The organism is Leisingera sp. S232, from assembly GCF_049800895.1.
Taxonomy (GTDB): domain Bacteria; phylum Pseudomonadota; class Alphaproteobacteria; order Rhodobacterales; family Rhodobacteraceae; genus Leisingera.
This window is the reverse complement of record NZ_JBNAFX010000003.1, coordinates 49,010-64,627: the sequence shown is the minus strand read 5'-3', so window position 1 is coordinate 64,627 and position 15,618 is coordinate 49,010. Positions and strand designations below refer to the sequence as shown.

General features: G+C 58.8%; 21 protein-coding genes. 13 read left to right on the top strand and 8 right to left on the bottom strand.

What is annotated here, in order from left to right:
• Positions 1-36: 36 nt before the first annotated feature.
• The 4 genes from ACP151_RS03205 (at position 37) to ACP151_RS03190 (ending at position 3,569) form a co-directional block, all read left to right on the top strand.
• Positions 37-900: an ATPase gene (locus tag ACP151_RS03205; protein WP_424977413.1), complete on the top strand. Its 864-nt coding sequence runs from the start codon at positions 37-39 to the stop codon at positions 898-900.
• A gap of 59 nt (positions 901-959) precedes the next feature.
• Complete coding sequence (gene metA / locus ACP151_RS03200; protein ID WP_424977412.1) at positions 960-1,877, top strand: homoserine O-acetyltransferase MetA; 918 nt, start codon at positions 960-962, stop codon at positions 1,875-1,877.
• Between the two features lie 212 nt (positions 1,878-2,089).
• Positions 2,090-2,959 carry a polyphosphate kinase 2 gene (gene ppk2 / locus ACP151_RS03195; protein WP_424977411.1) on the top strand — a complete coding sequence of 290 codons (870 nt, stop codon included), beginning with the start codon at positions 2,090-2,092 and terminating at the stop codon, positions 2,957-2,959.
• Positions 2,952-3,569 carry a TetR/AcrR family transcriptional regulator gene (locus ACP151_RS03190; RefSeq protein WP_424977410.1) on the top strand — a complete coding sequence of 206 codons (618 nt, stop codon included), beginning with the start codon at positions 2,952-2,954 and terminating at the stop codon, positions 3,567-3,569. The genes ppk2 and ACP151_RS03190 overlap by 8 nt, the downstream gene beginning before the upstream one ends.
• Before the next feature lie 9 nt (positions 3,570-3,578).
• On the opposite strand, the gene ACP151_RS03185 is transcribed toward ACP151_RS03190, so the two are convergent.
• From ACP151_RS03185 to rplM, 4 genes are all read right to left on the bottom strand, one after another.
• Complete coding sequence (locus ACP151_RS03185) at positions 3,579-3,953, bottom strand: group I truncated hemoglobin (RefSeq protein ID WP_424977409.1); 375 nt, start codon at positions 3,951-3,953, stop codon at positions 3,579-3,581.
• Positions 3,954-4,082: 129 nt separating this feature from the next.
• Positions 4,083-4,694: a CatB-related O-acetyltransferase gene (locus ACP151_RS03180; RefSeq protein ID WP_424977408.1), complete on the bottom strand. Its 612-nt coding sequence runs from the start codon at positions 4,692-4,694 to the stop codon at positions 4,083-4,085.
• 154 nt (positions 4,695-4,848) lie between these two features.
• Positions 4,849-5,334, bottom strand: coding sequence for a 30S ribosomal protein S9 (rpsI, locus tag ACP151_RS03175; protein WP_424977407.1), 486 nt, complete (start codon positions 5,332-5,334; stop codon positions 4,849-4,851).
• A gap of 5 nt (positions 5,335-5,339) precedes the next feature.
• Positions 5,340-5,798 (bottom strand): 50S ribosomal protein L13, encoded by a 459-nt coding sequence (gene rplM, locus ACP151_RS03170; protein WP_424977406.1) that lies wholly within the window; start codon positions 5,796-5,798, stop codon positions 5,340-5,342.
• Between the two features lie 307 nt (positions 5,799-6,105).
• On the opposite strand from rplM, the gene ACP151_RS03165 reads away from it, so the two are divergent.
• Positions 6,106-6,630, top strand: coding sequence for a hypothetical protein (locus ACP151_RS03165; protein WP_424977405.1), 525 nt, complete (start codon positions 6,106-6,108; stop codon positions 6,628-6,630).
• Positions 6,631-6,696: 66 nt separating this feature from the next.
• Here ACP151_RS03165 and ACP151_RS03160 read toward each other — a convergent pair whose 3' ends face one another.
• On the bottom strand, positions 6,697-8,100 hold the full coding sequence (locus ACP151_RS03160) for a PLP-dependent aminotransferase family protein (RefSeq protein ID WP_424977404.1): 1,404 nt from the start codon (positions 8,098-8,100) through the stop codon (positions 6,697-6,699).
• Positions 8,101-8,196: 96 nt separating this feature from the next.
• On the opposite strand from ACP151_RS03160, the gene ACP151_RS03155 reads away from it, so the two are divergent.
• The 3 genes from ACP151_RS03155 (at position 8,197) to asd (ending at position 9,744) form a co-directional block, all read left to right on the top strand.
• Positions 8,197-8,430 carry a DUF1127 domain-containing protein gene (locus ACP151_RS03155; protein ID WP_424977403.1) on the top strand — a complete coding sequence of 78 codons (234 nt, stop codon included), beginning with the start codon at positions 8,197-8,199 and terminating at the stop codon, positions 8,428-8,430.
• Positions 8,431-8,531: 101 nt separating this feature from the next.
• Complete coding sequence (locus ACP151_RS03150; protein WP_424977402.1) at positions 8,532-8,768, top strand: hypothetical protein; 237 nt, start codon at positions 8,532-8,534, stop codon at positions 8,766-8,768.
• 85 nt (positions 8,769-8,853) lie between these two features.
• Positions 8,854-9,744, top strand: coding sequence for an archaetidylserine decarboxylase (asd, locus tag ACP151_RS03145; protein WP_424977401.1), 891 nt, complete (start codon positions 8,854-8,856; stop codon positions 9,742-9,744).
• Here asd and ACP151_RS03140 read toward each other — a convergent pair.
• On the bottom strand, positions 9,741-10,163 hold the full coding sequence (locus ACP151_RS03140; RefSeq protein WP_424977400.1) for a PaaI family thioesterase: 423 nt from the start codon (positions 10,161-10,163) through the stop codon (positions 9,741-9,743). The genes asd and ACP151_RS03140 overlap by 4 nt on opposite strands.
• 58 nt (positions 10,164-10,221) lie before the next feature.
• Between ACP151_RS03140 and ACP151_RS03135 the strand changes: the two genes are divergently transcribed.
• The 4 genes from ACP151_RS03135 to gluQRS all read left to right on the top strand — a co-directional run bounded on the left by ACP151_RS03135 (position 10,222) and on the right by gluQRS (position 14,213).
• Positions 10,222-11,010: an enoyl-CoA hydratase gene (locus ACP151_RS03135; RefSeq protein ID WP_424977399.1), complete on the top strand. Its 789-nt coding sequence runs from the start codon at positions 10,222-10,224 to the stop codon at positions 11,008-11,010.
• Positions 11,011-11,352: 342 nt separating this feature from the next.
• Positions 11,353-12,708: a methylenetetrahydrofolate--tRNA-(uracil(54)-C(5))-methyltransferase (FADH(2)-oxidizing) TrmFO gene (trmFO, locus tag ACP151_RS03130; RefSeq protein ID WP_424977398.1), complete on the top strand. Its 1,356-nt coding sequence runs from the start codon at positions 11,353-11,355 to the stop codon at positions 12,706-12,708.
• A 33-nt stretch (positions 12,709-12,741) separates the two neighbouring features.
• Positions 12,742-13,356, top strand: a complete 615-nt coding sequence (locus ACP151_RS03125; RefSeq protein ID WP_424977397.1) for a class I SAM-dependent DNA methyltransferase — start codon at positions 12,742-12,744, stop codon at positions 13,354-13,356.
• A complete protein-coding gene (gene gluQRS / locus ACP151_RS03120; RefSeq protein WP_424977396.1) occupies positions 13,353-14,213 on the top strand; it encodes a tRNA glutamyl-Q(34) synthetase GluQRS in 861 nt (286 codons plus the stop codon). The genes ACP151_RS03125 and gluQRS overlap by 4 nt, the downstream gene beginning before the upstream one ends.
• Before the next feature lie 37 nt (positions 14,214-14,250).
• Here gluQRS and hisI read toward each other — a convergent pair whose 3' ends face one another.
• A complete protein-coding gene (gene hisI / locus ACP151_RS03115; RefSeq protein ID WP_424977395.1) occupies positions 14,251-14,610 on the bottom strand; it encodes a phosphoribosyl-AMP cyclohydrolase in 360 nt (119 codons plus the stop codon).
• 77 nt (positions 14,611-14,687) lie between these two features.
• Here hisI and ACP151_RS03110 point away from each other — a divergent pair, with 77 nt between their 5' ends.
• Entirely contained in the window at positions 14,688-15,140 is a 453-nt protein-coding gene (locus tag ACP151_RS03110) for an iron-sulfur cluster assembly scaffold protein (protein WP_424977394.1), read from the top strand.
• Positions 15,141-15,412: 272 nt separating this feature from the next.
• Here ACP151_RS03110 and ACP151_RS03105 read toward each other — a convergent pair whose 3' ends face one another.
• On the bottom strand, positions 15,413-15,535 hold the full coding sequence (locus ACP151_RS03105; RefSeq protein ID WP_424977393.1) for a hypothetical protein: 123 nt from the start codon (positions 15,533-15,535) through the stop codon (positions 15,413-15,415).
• Positions 15,536-15,618 lie beyond the last annotated feature (83 nt).

Here is a 15,618-nt window from a genome sequence, read left to right as displayed (position 1 = left end):
GCAAGGCGTGACGACTTTCAGGGACTTGGAACTTCCATGCTTTATTCTTCTGCACAGGACTGGCGCGATGCGCCCAACAAACGGGTGCTGTTCTTTGGCATGTCCGGGCTAGGCAAAACCTATGTCAGCAATGTTCTGCGCGGCGCAGGCAGCTGGTTCCACTATTCGATCGATTATCGTATCGGCACGCGCTACATGGGGGAATACATCGCCGACAACGCCAAGGCCGAGGCAATGAAGGTCCCGTTTCTGCGCGAACTTCTTCTGTCGGACTCGATCTACATCGGCTCCAACATCACGTTTGAGAATCTGACCCCCGTCGCCTCTTACCTGGGCAAGCCGGGCGATGAGACCAAAGGCGGCCTGCCCATCGAGGAATACAAACGTCGTCAGGAACAGTTCCGCGTTGCCGAAATCCGCGCGCTGCTGGATACCGAGTATTTTGAAGGCCGTGCCCAGCAATTGTATGGCTATCCAAATTTCATCTGCGATACCGGTGGATCAATCTGCGAATGGGTTGATGCCAATGATCCCGAAGACCAGATCCTGACCGAGCTCAGCAAGCACACGCTGATGGTCTGGATCAAGGGCAGCGAAGAACACACAGCTGAACTGGTGCGCCGCTTTGACCGCGCGCCCAAGCCAATGTCCTATCAGCCAGAGTTTCTGAACCGGGTCTGGCAAGACTATCTTCAGGAAAACGGGATATCCGAGGAGGATGTCGACCCAGATGCTTTCATCCGCTGGACCTATGCCCAGGCGCTGGCACACCGCCAGCCCCGCTATCAGGCGATGGCGGACAACTGGGGCGTCACAGTTACCGCTGGCCAGATTTCTGCCGTCAAGGATGAGACCGGTTTCGTGGAATTGATCGCCGAAGCCCTTGAGGCCCGCGGTTAACCCGCATATCTGATAGTCTCCGCTATATCGTACAACTTTCCGCAAATCAGGATGCTGACATGCCCATCAAGATCCCCGCAGACCTTCCCGCCTATGACGTTCTGACGAACGAAGGCGTGATGGTCATGTCGCCGGATCAGGCGGCACGCCAGGATATCCGGGCATTGCGCATCGGCCTGCTGAACCTGATGCCCAAGAAGATTCAGACGGAAAACCAGTTCGCCCGGCTGATCGGCGCAACACCTCTGCAGATCGAGCTGAGCCTGATCCGCATGAGCGAACACCGCACCAAGAACACCGCTGCCGCCCATATGGCCGAATTCTACCGCCCCTTTCAGGAGGTGAAGCACGAGAAATTCGACGGGCTGATCATCACCGGCGCCCCGATTGAACATCTCGACTTTCCAGAAGTGACCTATTGGGACGAGATGCGCGAGGTGTTTGAATGGACCCAGACCAACGTGCATTCGACCTTCGGCGTCTGCTGGGGCGGCATGGCGATGATCAACCATTTCCACGGTGTTAAGAAATACATGCTGGATCACAAGGCCTTTGGCTGCTTCCGGCATCAGAACATGGCGCCTGCCTCGCCTTACTTGCGTGGGTTTTCGGATGATTTCGTGATCCCCGTCAGCCGCTGGACAGAAATGAAGCAGTCAGAAGTTGATGCAGTCTCGGGGCTGACGACGCTCTTGGGCAGCGACGAGGTCGGCCCCTGCCTGATCGAAGATAAGGCGCGCCGGGCGCTCTATATTTTCAATCACTTCGAATATGACAGCGATACGCTAAAGCAGGAATACGACCGCGACGTGGCCAACGGCACCCCGATCAACGTGCCGGGGAATTACTACCCGGACGACGACCCCAGCCAGCCGCCGCAAAACCGCTGGCGCAGCCACGCGCATCTGCTGTACGGCAACTGGATCAACAAGATCTATCAGACAACACCCTATGAGATGGATCAGATCGGCAGCTAAGACACAGGTCCTGCCCCCGCCGCCCGGGAACACCGCGATGCGATTTTGCGCAAGCGCGTTCCCGGCAGACTACTCTCCCCTGAGGAAAAACGCCTCTCTGACACCCTGGTTGCCGCGCATTTACCCGGCCGCCAGGGCACATTTTCGTTAAGGTGATTCACATTCCATATTCCTTTCCCATATAAGGGATTGAGGACAGAAGGGTTTTGCACATGACGCTGCCATTTGACGGGGCCATCAGCCAGTTTTTTGAGACCGGCGCGCCAGAGGAGATCCGCAAGGCTATTCAGACGGCAGATAACGACGAAATCCTCAGCCCAAGCTATCCGTACCGAAAACGCATGAAGCGCAAGGCTTATGAAAAGGAGCTGGAAGCGCTTCAGGTTGAGCTGGTCAAGCTGCAGGCCTGGGTGAAGGCAAGCGGTGCCCGCATCGCTCTTATTTTCGAAGGCCGCGACGCCGCAGGAAAAGGGGGCACCATCAAGCGTTTCCGCGAGAACCTGAACCCGCGCGGCTCCCGCGTGGTGGCCCTTGCAAAGCCCACAGAGGCAGAGCAGAGCCAATGGTATTTCCAGCGCTATGTGCAGCATCTGCCAACTGGCGGTGAAATCGTGTTCTTCGACCGCAGCTGGTACAACCGCGGTGTGGTCGAAAAGGTGTTCGGCTTTTGCACGGATGATCAACGGGAGCGGTTCTTTCATCAGGTTCCGGGATTTGAACAGGCGCTGGCAGAGGACGGCGTGCATCTGTTCAAATTCTGGCTGAACGTCAGCCGAGGCGAGCAGCTGCGCCGCTTCCTGTCCCGCGAATCCGACCCGTTGAAGCAATGGAAGCTCAGCTCCATTGACGTCAAAGGCCTGCAGAAATGGGATGCGTACAGCGCGGCCATTTCCGAAACCTTCACACGCAGTCATTGTGCCGGGGCGCCCTGGACCGTAGTACGCTCAGACGACAAGAGGCGCGCGCGGCTGATGGCAATCCGGACTGTGTTGCACGGCATCGAATACGACAACAAAGACCAGAAGGCGATCGGCGCCCTGGACCATGACATTTGCGGAGGCCCGGATATCTGGGATGCCTAAACGCGGTTATCATCACGGCAATCTGCGTCAGGCGCTGGTCGAAGCGGCCCTGCAGCTGATCGAAGCCAAAGGGCCGACAGGCTTTACCCTATCGGAAGCGGCCAAAACCGCAGGCGTCACGCCTGCCGCCGTCTACCGCCACTTTGAGGGCCGAGAAGATCTGATCGCAGAAGCATCGCGCCAGGGCTATGTCATGTTTGCTGATCTGATGCAGCACGCCTATGACAAGTATCAGCCGTCCGCGCTGGCAGCGTTTGAGGCGACGGGGCGGGCCTATCTTGCCTTTGCCCGCAAGCATCCCGGGCATTACATCGCCATGTTCGAAAGCGGCATATCGGTAAATCGCACACCGGAACTAGCCGATGCGGCCGCACGGGCGCGGCAGATCCTGGAGCGCGCGGCGGCCGACCTCAGCCAGCATATCCCGGCGGAAAAACGCCCGCCTGCCTCGATGTTTTCCGCCCATGTGCTGGCCATGAGCCACGGTGTGGTGGAGCTCTATGCGCGCAATTCCCCCGGCGCGGCCTCACCTTTTCCACCCGAAGACCTGCTGGAAAGCGGTATCGGGATTTACCTGCGCGGCTTGGGGCTGATCGGGCCTGACGACTAGACCCATCTGTTAGAACCGGCCACTGGGCTGCGGCGCTTTGAGTTCGCAGCCCGCATTGACGAGATCCACCTCGCCAATGCCCATAATATCCTCCGGCCCGATATCACTTACATGGAACGCCTCGGACAAAGCGTCCCTCATCTCTTCCAGGGCAACGATTTTCATCGGGTTAGCAAAGACTTGCAGCCAGGATGCCAGGTCCGCTACCGGGCCGCCCAGCAGGGAGGAAATGAACTTGGTTTGACAATCGATGCGGCGCGCCATGTCGACATCGGCGAAGTGATCGCCGCTGTGATCGGACTCAAGCGCCATCTCATAAAGGGTCATCACAATCCGGCTGATCGTGCTGAACCCGCCGTATTTTTCGTAGATCGCCTGCGACATGACAGCTGCGCCCCCTCAGGACGCGGTTTGCCCATGTAACGATAGATTTTCGGAACAGTTGACGGCCAGAGGCTGTCTTTGCTTTCGGACCAATATAACCAATTGAAACAGAATGGATTTAGCCCAGCGTCAGGCCGCGCTTTCATCCGTGAAGGTTACGAGGTCACTAACAATACCCTGCAAGCCTTCGATCAGGTCGACTGTTGGCTGAGTTGACAGCAGCGGCGCCATTTGCTGGATCAACGGCAGCGGCAAATCCCACCAGCACAATTCCTGCAGCTTCGCACAGACCGCGTCATCAAAGCGTTTGCGGACCATCTGAGCCGGGTTGCCAGCCCAGATTTCATAGGCGCCGACATTTGCGGCCACAGTGGCGTTTGGCCCAATAACGGCGCCATTGCCAATGGTCACGCCACCCAGGACAGTGGCATTTGCGCTAATCCAAACGTCATTGCCGATCACCACATCATGTCCACCCTGCGCGGGTGCATGAGTTTCGGCACCACCCAGATGCTCGGTGAACATCTCGCCAAAAGGGAAGGCCGAAATCCTGTCCAGTGTCGGCGATTGATCCAGCATCAGCTTTACACCGCGGCCAATGGAGCAAAATGAGCCAAGCATCACATTGGCGCCGCCGCCCTGCCCCTCGACTTCCATATCTTCATAGCCATGGGTGAACCGGCCAATTTCCAGTTTGCCATTGCCGATAGGAGCCGTCTTGAATTGTTCCGGTGATGTCATTCTCTGAGCCGCCTTCAGTAGCCGATATTGGGACGTCCCGGTCAAGTTAGGACATCTTTCTAAAAGTACTTGAAAAATTTGGGGAAATTCCCAAAAGCAGAAACAGAAAAGGGCCCGCCAATGGCGAGCCCTTCCAGAACCATATGGCTCCAGCTTAACGCTTGGAGAACTGGAACGAACGGCGGGCTTTGGCCTTACCGTATTTCTTACGTTCGACAACACGGCTGTCGCGGGTCAGGAAGCCTGCCGCCTTCAGCGCGCCGCGCAAAGCCGGATCGTACAGCTGCAGAGCTTTGGAGATACCGTGCTTGACCGCACCGGCCTGACCGGACAGACCGCCGCCTTTGACGGTGGCGTAGACGTCGAACTGGTCTTCAACGCCGGCAACCTGGAACGGCTGACGCAGGATCATCTGCAGCACCGGACGGGCGAAGTACTTGTTGATTTCCTTGCCGTTCACTTCGACCTTGCCGGAGCCCGGCTTGATCCAAACGCGGGCAACTGCGTCTTTACGCTTGCCAGTGGCATAGGAGCGGCCCAGTTCGTCACGAACCGGCTCACGCGCGATGGTTTCTTCGGCCACTGCTTCCACACCGGTTGCAGCTGCGAGCTCTTCGAGAGTGTTGATCTGATCAGACATCAATATCAGCTCCGGGTGTTTTTCTTGTTCATGGATTTGACATCCAGAACTTCAGGGGCCTGGGCTTCGTGCGGGTGCTCGGCACCAGCATAAACACGCAGATTGGTCATGACCTGACGGCTCAGACGGTTGCCCGGCAGCATACGCTTGACCGCTTGGGTCACAACGCGCTCCGGATGTGCACCTTCCAGGATTTCCTGTTTGGTGCGCGACTTGATGCCGCCCGGATGGCCGGTGTGCCAGTAGAAGTGCTCTTCGCGCTTCTTGCCGGTCATCTGCACCTTCTCGGCGTTGATGATGATGACGTTGTCGCCCATATCCATATTCGGAGTGAAGGACGGCTTGTGCTTGCCACGCAGGCGCATGGCAACGATCGAGGCAAGGCGGCCCAGAACAACGCCCTCGGCGTCGATCAGGATCCACTTCTTGTCGATGTCTGCCGGAGTAGCAGAAAAGGTTTTCATGGCAGGTCAATCCTGTTTGTCGTGAAGGCAGAATCCCAACGGGCTCCAACCTGAATTCGATGAAGGGGGTTTACGGGCATCCCAAGCCTCAGTCAATTGCAACACAGGAGATTAAATCGTTACAAAACAATGGGTTAAAAAATAGGTATTATAATACCCCAATCACACTCCCCTTCCCAGGCTGCCTGTTGCAAACAGAGAACACGAACGCCACCCAATCGCTTCAACACAAACTGTGGTCGTTGCCCCACCATCAACCGAACGTTAGGTCGCCGAAAACGAAATCAACTTAAGGACACTGCAACCCATGTTTCGCAAAGTAGCTTTGGCTTTCTCATTCCTGGTCATTCTTAGTGCTTGCATGCAAAATGCCGAAGTCACTGGTCCTGCGGCCACAGCTTCACTTAAAAACCAAGGCGTCACTCTTCCTCGCGTTGAAGGATATAAAGAACTTACTTTCCGCACGCATGTAATTCTCGACAAGGAAAAGCTGGAAAAAACAGGCGGCCACCCTAGTAGCGACAATATACGGGAAGTTGTTGGCGCAAAGTGCACCATTGAAAGCGCCGAATTCAAAGCGACATTCATAACACCCGCCAAGGTCAACGTACCGACACTGAAACGGCGGCCAACGAATGCTTATATTAAATGCGCCGCCGGCGGCCGGTCAGGAGAGGAGACTTTGGCCCCGATCCTTAACGGCACTGTAGTCGGCGGCGCTTCCGCTGCAGGTCTTCTGGCCGCAGCGATAACCGCCGGGATTGCGGCAGGCCGTGATATCTGGTCGTTCAATCCCAATCACGCCTCCGGTGTTTCAATCCAAGTTGAATAGTGCCGGGATAAACTATTCCGGGATGGGCCCAGCGACCGCTGGGCATCATTATTTTTTTCACTTACGCTAAACGCTGATCTGCTCCGGCGGGTTGTCCAACAGGGCGCGCAAGCGCAGCATCGCTTCTTCGAACTGCTTCAGAGACACATGTGCATTGATGGCAATGCGAACCGCGTTGGGCGCCCGGCCGTTGCGCAGGGCAAATTCATCGGCAGAACGGATCTGCACCCCGTTGGCTTCAGCTGCACGGGTAAAGGCCGCGGAACGCCAGCCCGAAGGCAGCCGCAGCCAGACAAAGGGTACATCCGGGTTCCACGTCAGATCGAACCCGCCAAGCGCATTGACCGCCACCCGCACATAGCGCGCCATCTCTGCCCGCACAGCAGCGATCAGATCGGGCAGCCGCGGATCTGTCAACAGGTGCCTGGTCAGCTCGGCCAGCGGCTGGGCCAGGCCAAAGTAACCGTATTCAGCGATGCGGCGCAGATGTGTGGTGCCCCCTTCCGGGGCAATCGCGAAACCAACCCGCAGCGCCGGTGTCAGGGTCTTGGAAATCGACGTTACATGCCACGCCAATTCCGGCGCCAAAGCCCTGTAGCTGGGCGCTCTGGCATCCCCGAGGCGGTAACAGTCGTCTTCGACAATCTGCACCCCGTGGCGGCGGGCGATTGATACAATCTGCTTACGCCGCTCCAGCGGTGTAAAAATGCCGGTCGGATTGTGCACTTCCGGACTGGTGCAAAGCACCGTAGCCCCGGTTTTCCGAAGTGCCAGTTCCATTGCGTCGGGCCGGATGCCATGTTCATCCATGGCCACTTCCACCACTTGCGCCCTGAGCAATTCTGCGGCCCTGCGGAACCCCGCATAAGACAGGTCTTCGACCATAATGACCGGCTGCGGTGTGGAAAAAATGGCCTGCAGGACAACCATGATGCCGTTCTGGCCGCCATGTGTCAGAACAATTTCATCCTCACTGACCTTGCCGATCGGTGACTTTGACAGCCAGTCCGCCACCGCCCGGCGCACCGGCAGATATGCGTCCCGGGTCGGGTAGTTCAGCAAGCTGCGCGCATCGCATTCGGCCACCTTGTGCAGCGCCTCCCGCACCGCGGCCACCTGCCCCATGTCGGCAATCCGCGGACTGAACAGGCTGACATGACCGGGATCACGCATCTCCTGCATATGCAGCTCCCGCGACCATACGTCATCGGGCACCGGGGTCTGTTTTTCGGCTACAAAGGTGCCGCGCCCGACTTCGGCTTCAAGCGCACCTTCGTCGGTCAGGATACTGTAGGCCCGAGCCACAGTGCCTGGCGTAATATTCAACTGATACGCGAGTTCACGCACTGGTGGCAGCTTTGTACCAATTTTCAAGTTCCCCATCTCGATGGCAGACCGGATTGTATCTGCGACCTTTTTGTACTTGGGACCTTTTGCCTCACCCAGGCTCTGCGGCCAAATTGTACCCATTACAATCCATCCTTAGACATCCTTGCGCCCCCTTTGTATCAACATGACACGTTAAATCAACAGGATTGTATCAACACAATACGAAGGAAGCCTCCCATGGCACAGCACACGCAAATGGCAGAATTGAACATGTCCTATTTGAACAGCCGCCCGGCCCTGCCGGTGCTGGCGCAATGGGCCGTCTCCTTTGCCGTGCTGGTGACAAAGTGGAGCCTGCGCCACCGCACCCGAACTCATTTGAAACACCTGAGCGATGCACAATTGAAGGACATCGGGCTGTCCCGTCAGGACGCCCATTATGAAGCCACTCTTCCGTTCTGGCGCCCATGATCCCCTGGGCATTGGAACTACCTAACGGCCGGGGTTCGCCCCGGCCTTTTTTTGTTCCTTAGGCTCCGAACCCATTTCATTATCCGGCTGCGGTGACACCCATGGCACATAAAAATACAGTGCTCCAATCAGTTAACCTGGACGGCGGCTTTGTCTGCGTGGACATTTTCCAGCGCCCGGACGACACCTATGGTTTCGACGAGTTCCGCCGCGATCCAGAGGACGGGCGCGGCTGGTACAGTATTGGTCACTATGGCAACCGGGTGTTTGACAGTGCCGCAGCCGCAATTCAGGAAGCCCGAACCTGCATAGAATGGCTCCGGGATTACCCGGTCTAAGCCCGCCGTATGCTGCAAACCGCTCTTGGCGCGCCCGCCGCTTCTTGCTAGGCGCTGCGGGACGAAACCTGATTTGGCAGATTTGATGCAGCGCGCGCCCATCCTTGTTGTTCACCGCGAAACCGGTGAAACCTTTGAAGAAACGGTTCTGGGCGAAAAATGGGTCCGCTGGGCCTATCAGAATGCCAGTGCCAGACCGGTCGAGAAAATTCTGTTCCGTTCCGCCCTGATCAGCCGACTGATGGGCGCCTGGTTCGACTCGCGGTTTTCCAGGCGGAAAATCGACGCCGTCATCAATGAGCTGTCGATTGACATGTCCGAGGCCACCGCCCCGGCAGCCGCCTATGACTGCTTCAACGACTTCTTCGTCCGCCACCTGAAACCCGAAGCCCGCCCCTTCAGCGCAGATCCAAGCGACATCGTTTCACCGGCAGACGGACGGGTGCTGGTGTTTCCGGAGCTGGCGGAAGATGTGTTTGTCCCGGTCAAAGGCTATCCGATGTCGGTGCGCTCCATGCTGCCCGGTATTGCACAACGTTTTATCGGCGGCGCGCTCGCCATCGTGCGGCTGTGTCCGGCGGATTACCACCGCTATCACTTCCCCGCCGCAGGTCGTATCACTGCATCGCAGGACATTCCCGGGGCACTGCATTCGGTCAACCCGATTGCGCTTGGCGCCGGCCCGGATGTGTTTGGCGAGAACAAACGCACCTGGACCCTGATCGAAACAGAAAACTGCGGCAGCTATTGCTTTGTCGAGGTCGGCGCCTTTGGCGTCGGCTCCATCGTCAACACCCGCACCAGCGGCGACGTGAAGAAGATGGACGAAAAGGGCTATTTCAAGTTTGGCGGCTCAACTGTTGTGGTCGTGTTTGAACCCGGCAAGGTCCGCTTTTCAAAGGATCTGGTTGAAAACAGTGCCAAGGGCCGGGAAACGCTGGTGAAGGTCGGCCAGCCCTTTGCAACCGTTCTCTAGCGTTTGGGCGGTATCGAATAGGTCATCGAAGCACGCGCAACCGGCTCCGCCTGCCCTTCGGAATACATCAGCACATCGGCCACCGCCAGAACCCGCCCCAGCTTCAGCAGCCGGGCTTCGGCAATAACATCCGCGTCGTCCGCAGGCTTGCGCATGAAATCGATTGAACAATTGGTGGTCACCGCCAGCGCCTCGCGCCCCAGCCGCGACAGGATCAGAGCATAAACCGCGCAATCCGCCAGTGCAAACATCGACGGGCCCGAAACCGTGCCGCCGGGCCGCAAGTGCCGGTCTGCCGTCAGCAGCCGCATCCGCAAACCGTTTTCATCCATCGCATCAATGGCGAAATCCTCGCGCACCTGCGGAAAAATCCCATGCAGGTATTCCGTCAACCCTGCGACATCAAATGCCAGCGTCATGCTTTCCCTTTCCGCTTGCCCCGCCTAGAGTTGCCGCAGAATTTGCAAGGAGAGCAAGATGGCAATTCTGGAACGTCACGACACAGGCAGCATAGCACGGCTGACCATGAACACGCCGGAAAAGCTGAACGCCCTGTCGGACGAGATGCTGGCAGCGCTGCAGGCGCAGATCGACATCCTGCGCGAAGACAGCAGCATCAAGGCGGTGATCCTCTCCGGCACCGGCAAAGGGTTCTGCGCCGGTCATGATATCAAGCAGATGACCGCAGGCCGTGCGGCTGAGGATGGCGGCAAGGCCTATTTCCAGGATCTGTTTGCCCGCTGCACCAGCGTGATGACCGGGCTGCAGTCGTTGCCGCAGCCGGTGATCGCCCAGGTTCACGGTATTGCCACAGCAGCTGGCTGCCAGCTGGTTGCCTCCTGCGATCTGGCCGTCGCTGCCGAGGGCACCAAATTCGGCGTCAACGGCGTCAGCATCGGCCTGTTCTGCTCCACCCCGATGGTGGCACTGTCCCGCAACATCCCCCGCAAACAGGCGTTTGAACTGCTGACCACAGGCGAATTCATCGACGCCGCCCGCGCGGTCGACCTGGGCCTGGCCAACCGCGCCGTCCCGCCGGAGGAACTGGAGGCGGAAACCACGAAGCTCGCCGAAACCATCGCGTCCAAGCTCGGCGCCGCAGTAAAAATCGGCAAGCAGGCGTTTTACGAACAGCTGCAGATGCCCGTTGATCAGGCCTACGCCTATACCAGCGGCGTGATTGTCGAGAACCTGATGTACCGCGACACCATCGAAGGCATGGCCGCCTTCATCGAAAAACGCGCCCCCGACTGGCAGGACAACTGAACAATTCCGGGAATTCCGGCAAGAAATCCGGAATTCTCCGAAAATTTTAGGCTTTGTTTACCTATCCGCACTAACTGTTTCCATATGAGGCAGGAAAGCCGCCTTTCAATTCGGGCGGAATGATGGCAAAGATTGGGCACGGTCGCCAAACATGGGCCGACCTGCACAATTTGGGCTGCTGCTGCGGAAGGGTCCCTCCAACCGGTCTCTCACCACCGGCGTACCATTCCCGCAGCGGCGGCCCCAAATTTCCCCACGCGCTGAACACAAGCATCACCGGACAGGCCGCCTGCGCGGTCCATATCTGTTGCACGCACCCGCCCCCTGCCCTATGTGGCGGGCATGACAGATCATTCGGCACAGACATTGCATATCGTGGGCGGCGGCATGGCCGGGTCCGAGGCCGCCTGGCAGGCGGCGAACATGGGCGTATCAGTGGTGATCCACGAAATGCGCCCAAAGGTGGAAACCTTTGCCCATCAGACCGGAAATCTGGGCGAAATGGTCTGCTCCAATTCCTTCCGCTCGGACGATGACGAGCAGAACGCCGTGGGCCTGCTGCACTGGGAAATGCGGGCTGCAAACGGGCTGATCATGACCACCGCGGCAGAGCATCGCCTGCCCGCCGGCGGCGCCCTGGCGGTGGACCGTGACCCCTTTGCCGAAACTGTGACAGCCAAGCTGAAGGCGCATCCGAATGTCACTGTCTCCTATGAAGAAATCACCGACCTGCCGGAACATGGCCACTGGATCTTTGCCACCGGCCCGCTGACCTCAGCCAGCCTGGGCCAGGCGATCCAGGCTGAAACCGGCGCCGAGGCACTGGCCTTCTTTGATGCCATCGCGCCGATTGTCTATGCCGAGTCGATCGACATGTCCCAGGCGTGGATGCAGTCGCGCTATGACAAGGGCGAGACCGAAGAAGAACGCACCGCCTATCTCAACTGCCCGATGGACAAGGACCAGTACGAAGCCTTCATCGACGCGCTACTGGCGGCTGACAAGACCGAGTTCCACGAAGGCGAGACCGCCGGTTATTTCGACGGCTGCCTGCCGATTGAAGTCATGGCCGAACGCGGCCGCGAGACCCTGCGCCACGGGCCGATGAAGCCGGTGGGGCTTACCAACCCGCATCAGCCAGAGGTCAAGGCCCATGCGGTGGTGCAGCTGCGCCGCGACAATGCGCTGGGGACGCTGTTCAACATCGTCGGCTTCCAGACCAAAATGAAATACGGCGCCCAGGCGCAAGTCTTCAAAATGATCCCCGGGCTGGAGAACGCCAGCTTTGCCCGTCTTGGCGGCATCCACCGCAACACTTTCCTGAACTCGCCCACCCTGCTGGACAGCCAGATGCGGCTGAAGTCGAAGCCCCACATTCGCTTTGCCGGCCAGATCACCGGTGTCGAAGGCTATGTGGAAAGCGCGGCCATGGGCTTGCTTGCAGGCCGCATGGCTGCCGCCGAAATCCTTGGCAAGGACCTGCCCGAAGTGCCCCAGGACAGCGCCATGGGCGCGCTGATCCACCACATCACCGGCGGCGCCGAAGCCAAGACCTTCCAGCCGATGAACGTCAACTTCGGCCTGTTCCGCCCAGTTGATGGTCTAAAAGGCGGTCGCCGCGGCCGCAAGGACCGCTACAAGGCCTACACCGACCGCGCCAAAGACGTCTGGCAGGCGTGGCTCGCCAACTTTTCCTAGACGGAATGCGACCTGTCCGCCTACAGTTGCGGCATGATCGAAAAGTTTCTGGACAAGGCCTACGACCTTGAAACACAGGAAGCGACCCTGGAGCACTATAACCAATGGGCCGCTTCTTATGACGCCGAGATTGCCGAAAACGGCTACGCCACACCGGGGCGAATTGCTGAAGCGCTGGCGCAATTTCAATTGGACCTCAGCGAGCCTGTGCTGGATTTTGGCTGCGGCACCGGCCTGTCCGGCCTTGCCCTGCGGCGGCAGGGGTACGACATTGTCGACGGCATGGAACCCTCAGAGGAGATGCTGGCACAGGCAAGGGAGAAAGGCGCCTACCGCAAGATCACCCGCATTGACGCCTCCAGCCGCAAGCCGATCAAACGCGGCACTTACCGCGTGATTACCGGCTGCGGTGTTCTGGGGACCGGAGCTGCACCACCGGAGGTCTTTGACATGATCATGCATGCGCTGCCCAAAGGCGGATTGTTCACCTTCTCCTACAATGATCACGCCCTGGCGGACCGGGCGTATACCACAAAACTCATTGAATGGGTCGACGTTGGGGCCGCAAGGCTGCTATTTCAGGAACACGGGGAGCACCTCCCCGGCATGAACTTGAAATCCACCGTCTATGTGATTGAGAAAGCGTGACATTCACCACCCGTTTTGCGCCTTCGCCCACCGGACCGCTGCACCTTGGCCACGCCTATTCCGCCATGCTTGCCTATGACATGGCAATGGCCAAGGGCGGCCGTTTCCTGCTGCGCATTGAAGATATCGACCAGTCCCGCGCCCGCCCCGCCTGGGAAGCGCAGATATACGAGGACCTCAGCTGGCTCGGCCTCTCCTGGCCTCAGCCGGTCATGCGCCAATCGGACCGGCTGCCGCGTTACCGCGCTGCTTTGGAACAACTGACAGCCATGGGGCTCACCTACCCCTGCAGCTGCAACCGCGCCGACATCGAGGCCGCCGCCGGCGCGCCGCAGGAAGGTGTGCCGCAGTTCGGTCCGGATGGGCGCATCTACCCCGGCACTTGCCGGGGCCGCGGGCCAGACGAGACAACCGGGCAGGATGTCCTCCGGTTGAACATGGAAAAAGCTGCCCGAACAGCGGAGCTGCGCAGCTTTACCGAAACCGGAGCGGATTTCGCAGGCACATACACATTGGACCCGGAGCAATTGATTTCAACCGTTGGCGACATCATCCTGGTGCGCCGCAACATGGGCAGCTCGTATCATTTGTCGGTGGTTACGGATGACGCAGATCAGAAGATCACGCATGCTGTGCGCGCCGCTGACTTACGCGAAGCCACCCAAATTCATGTGCTGCTGCAATCCCTGCTGGGCCTGCCCACACCTATCTACCACCACCACCACCTGATCCGCGACGACACTGGAAAACGCCTGGCCAAACGCGACGACGCCCGCGCAATCGCCAAATACCGCGCCGAAGGGACCAGCCCGCAGGATATCCGCGAAATGCTGGGCCTGCCGCTTCTTTCTGGGTGAAAATACCCCCGCCGGAGGCACGGCCCGAAAGGGCCGTTTATTCGATCGGCTTCATCAGCTCGACCTCGTCGCCATCCCGCACCGCGGTGTAGAAACAGGTCCGCCGATTGGTGTGGCAGGCCGCCCCGGTCTGGCGCACCATCGCCAGCAGGCAATCGCGGTCGCAATCGATGCGCAGGTCGACCAGTTCCTGCACATGGCCCGAGGTCTCCCCCTTGATCCAGAACGCCTGGCGCGAGCGTGACCAATAGGTGACCCGCCCGGTTTCCAACGTCTTGGCCACCGCTTTGGCATTCATCCAGGCCATCATCAGAACCTCGCCAGACTCTGCGTCCTGGGCAATGCAGGGGATCAACCCGGCGTCATTGTAAGTCAGGCTGGCGGGATCAAACGACATGTCTAAAAACCTTTTGCATCTGCTGTTCGGCTCCCTATGTATGGGGAACCTGCAGAAGACAAAAGACCGGGAAAGCGATGTCTGGCGATAGTGATCTGATCAAGCTGTATTCCTCGCGCATTCTGGCGCTGGCAGCCGACATTCCGCATCTGGACCGGCTGCAGGCACCGGATGCCACAGTCAAGAAACGCTCCCCCCTTTGCGGCTCTGCCGTGACCGTCGACGTCACGCTTGAAGACGGCCGGATCACAGATTTTGGCCAGGATGTAAAAGCCTGTGCGCTCGGGCAGGCCTCGGCCGCCGTGGTTGCTGCGCATGTGATCGGCCGCTCGCTGAAAGAGGTTGAAACCGCCCGCGATCAACTGAAGGCAATGCTGACCCAGGACGGCCCGGTGCCGGATGCACCTTTTGACGGGCTGGAGGTGCTGCAGCCCGCGCGTGAGTTCAAGAACAGACATGCCTCGATCATGCTGGCGCTGGAGGCCACGCTGGAAGCCATGCAGACAGCCGCCAAAGAGCAATGCGCCTAACACAGCGCAGCTGCAAATAACCATCCGCGCCTTTCGGTTTCTGACTGAAACGCACATGGTCTCGAAGGCTCTTCAGACATGAAAAAACCGCCGCGCATCCGGGCAGATGGCGGCGGCAGTTATGCTCTGCGGTGCGGGACCCGGGCTGGCCAGGCAGGATCTTGAGGCAATCCAATCGGGGATCGGGACAGGCGGTTGACCCCCTAAATCAGTCCGGGACAGGAAAGGGCCGGCCCGGCACAGCAGATGCAATCAGGACATCGGGGACAGGGTCAGAACAGACTTGGCAAATGGAGCGCGGCCACCAGCATCACCATCAAAGATGCCGCGCCGATTGCGTCCTGTAGAAGGGTCGTATGGGCGTTCTGAACGGTATTTTTGATCTGTGTCATCATGGCTCGGGCCTCCTCCAATTTGTCTCGCTGCGCTTTGGCAATCTTGTTGCCTATTTGCTCTCATTTTCACAGCCACCTGTAAA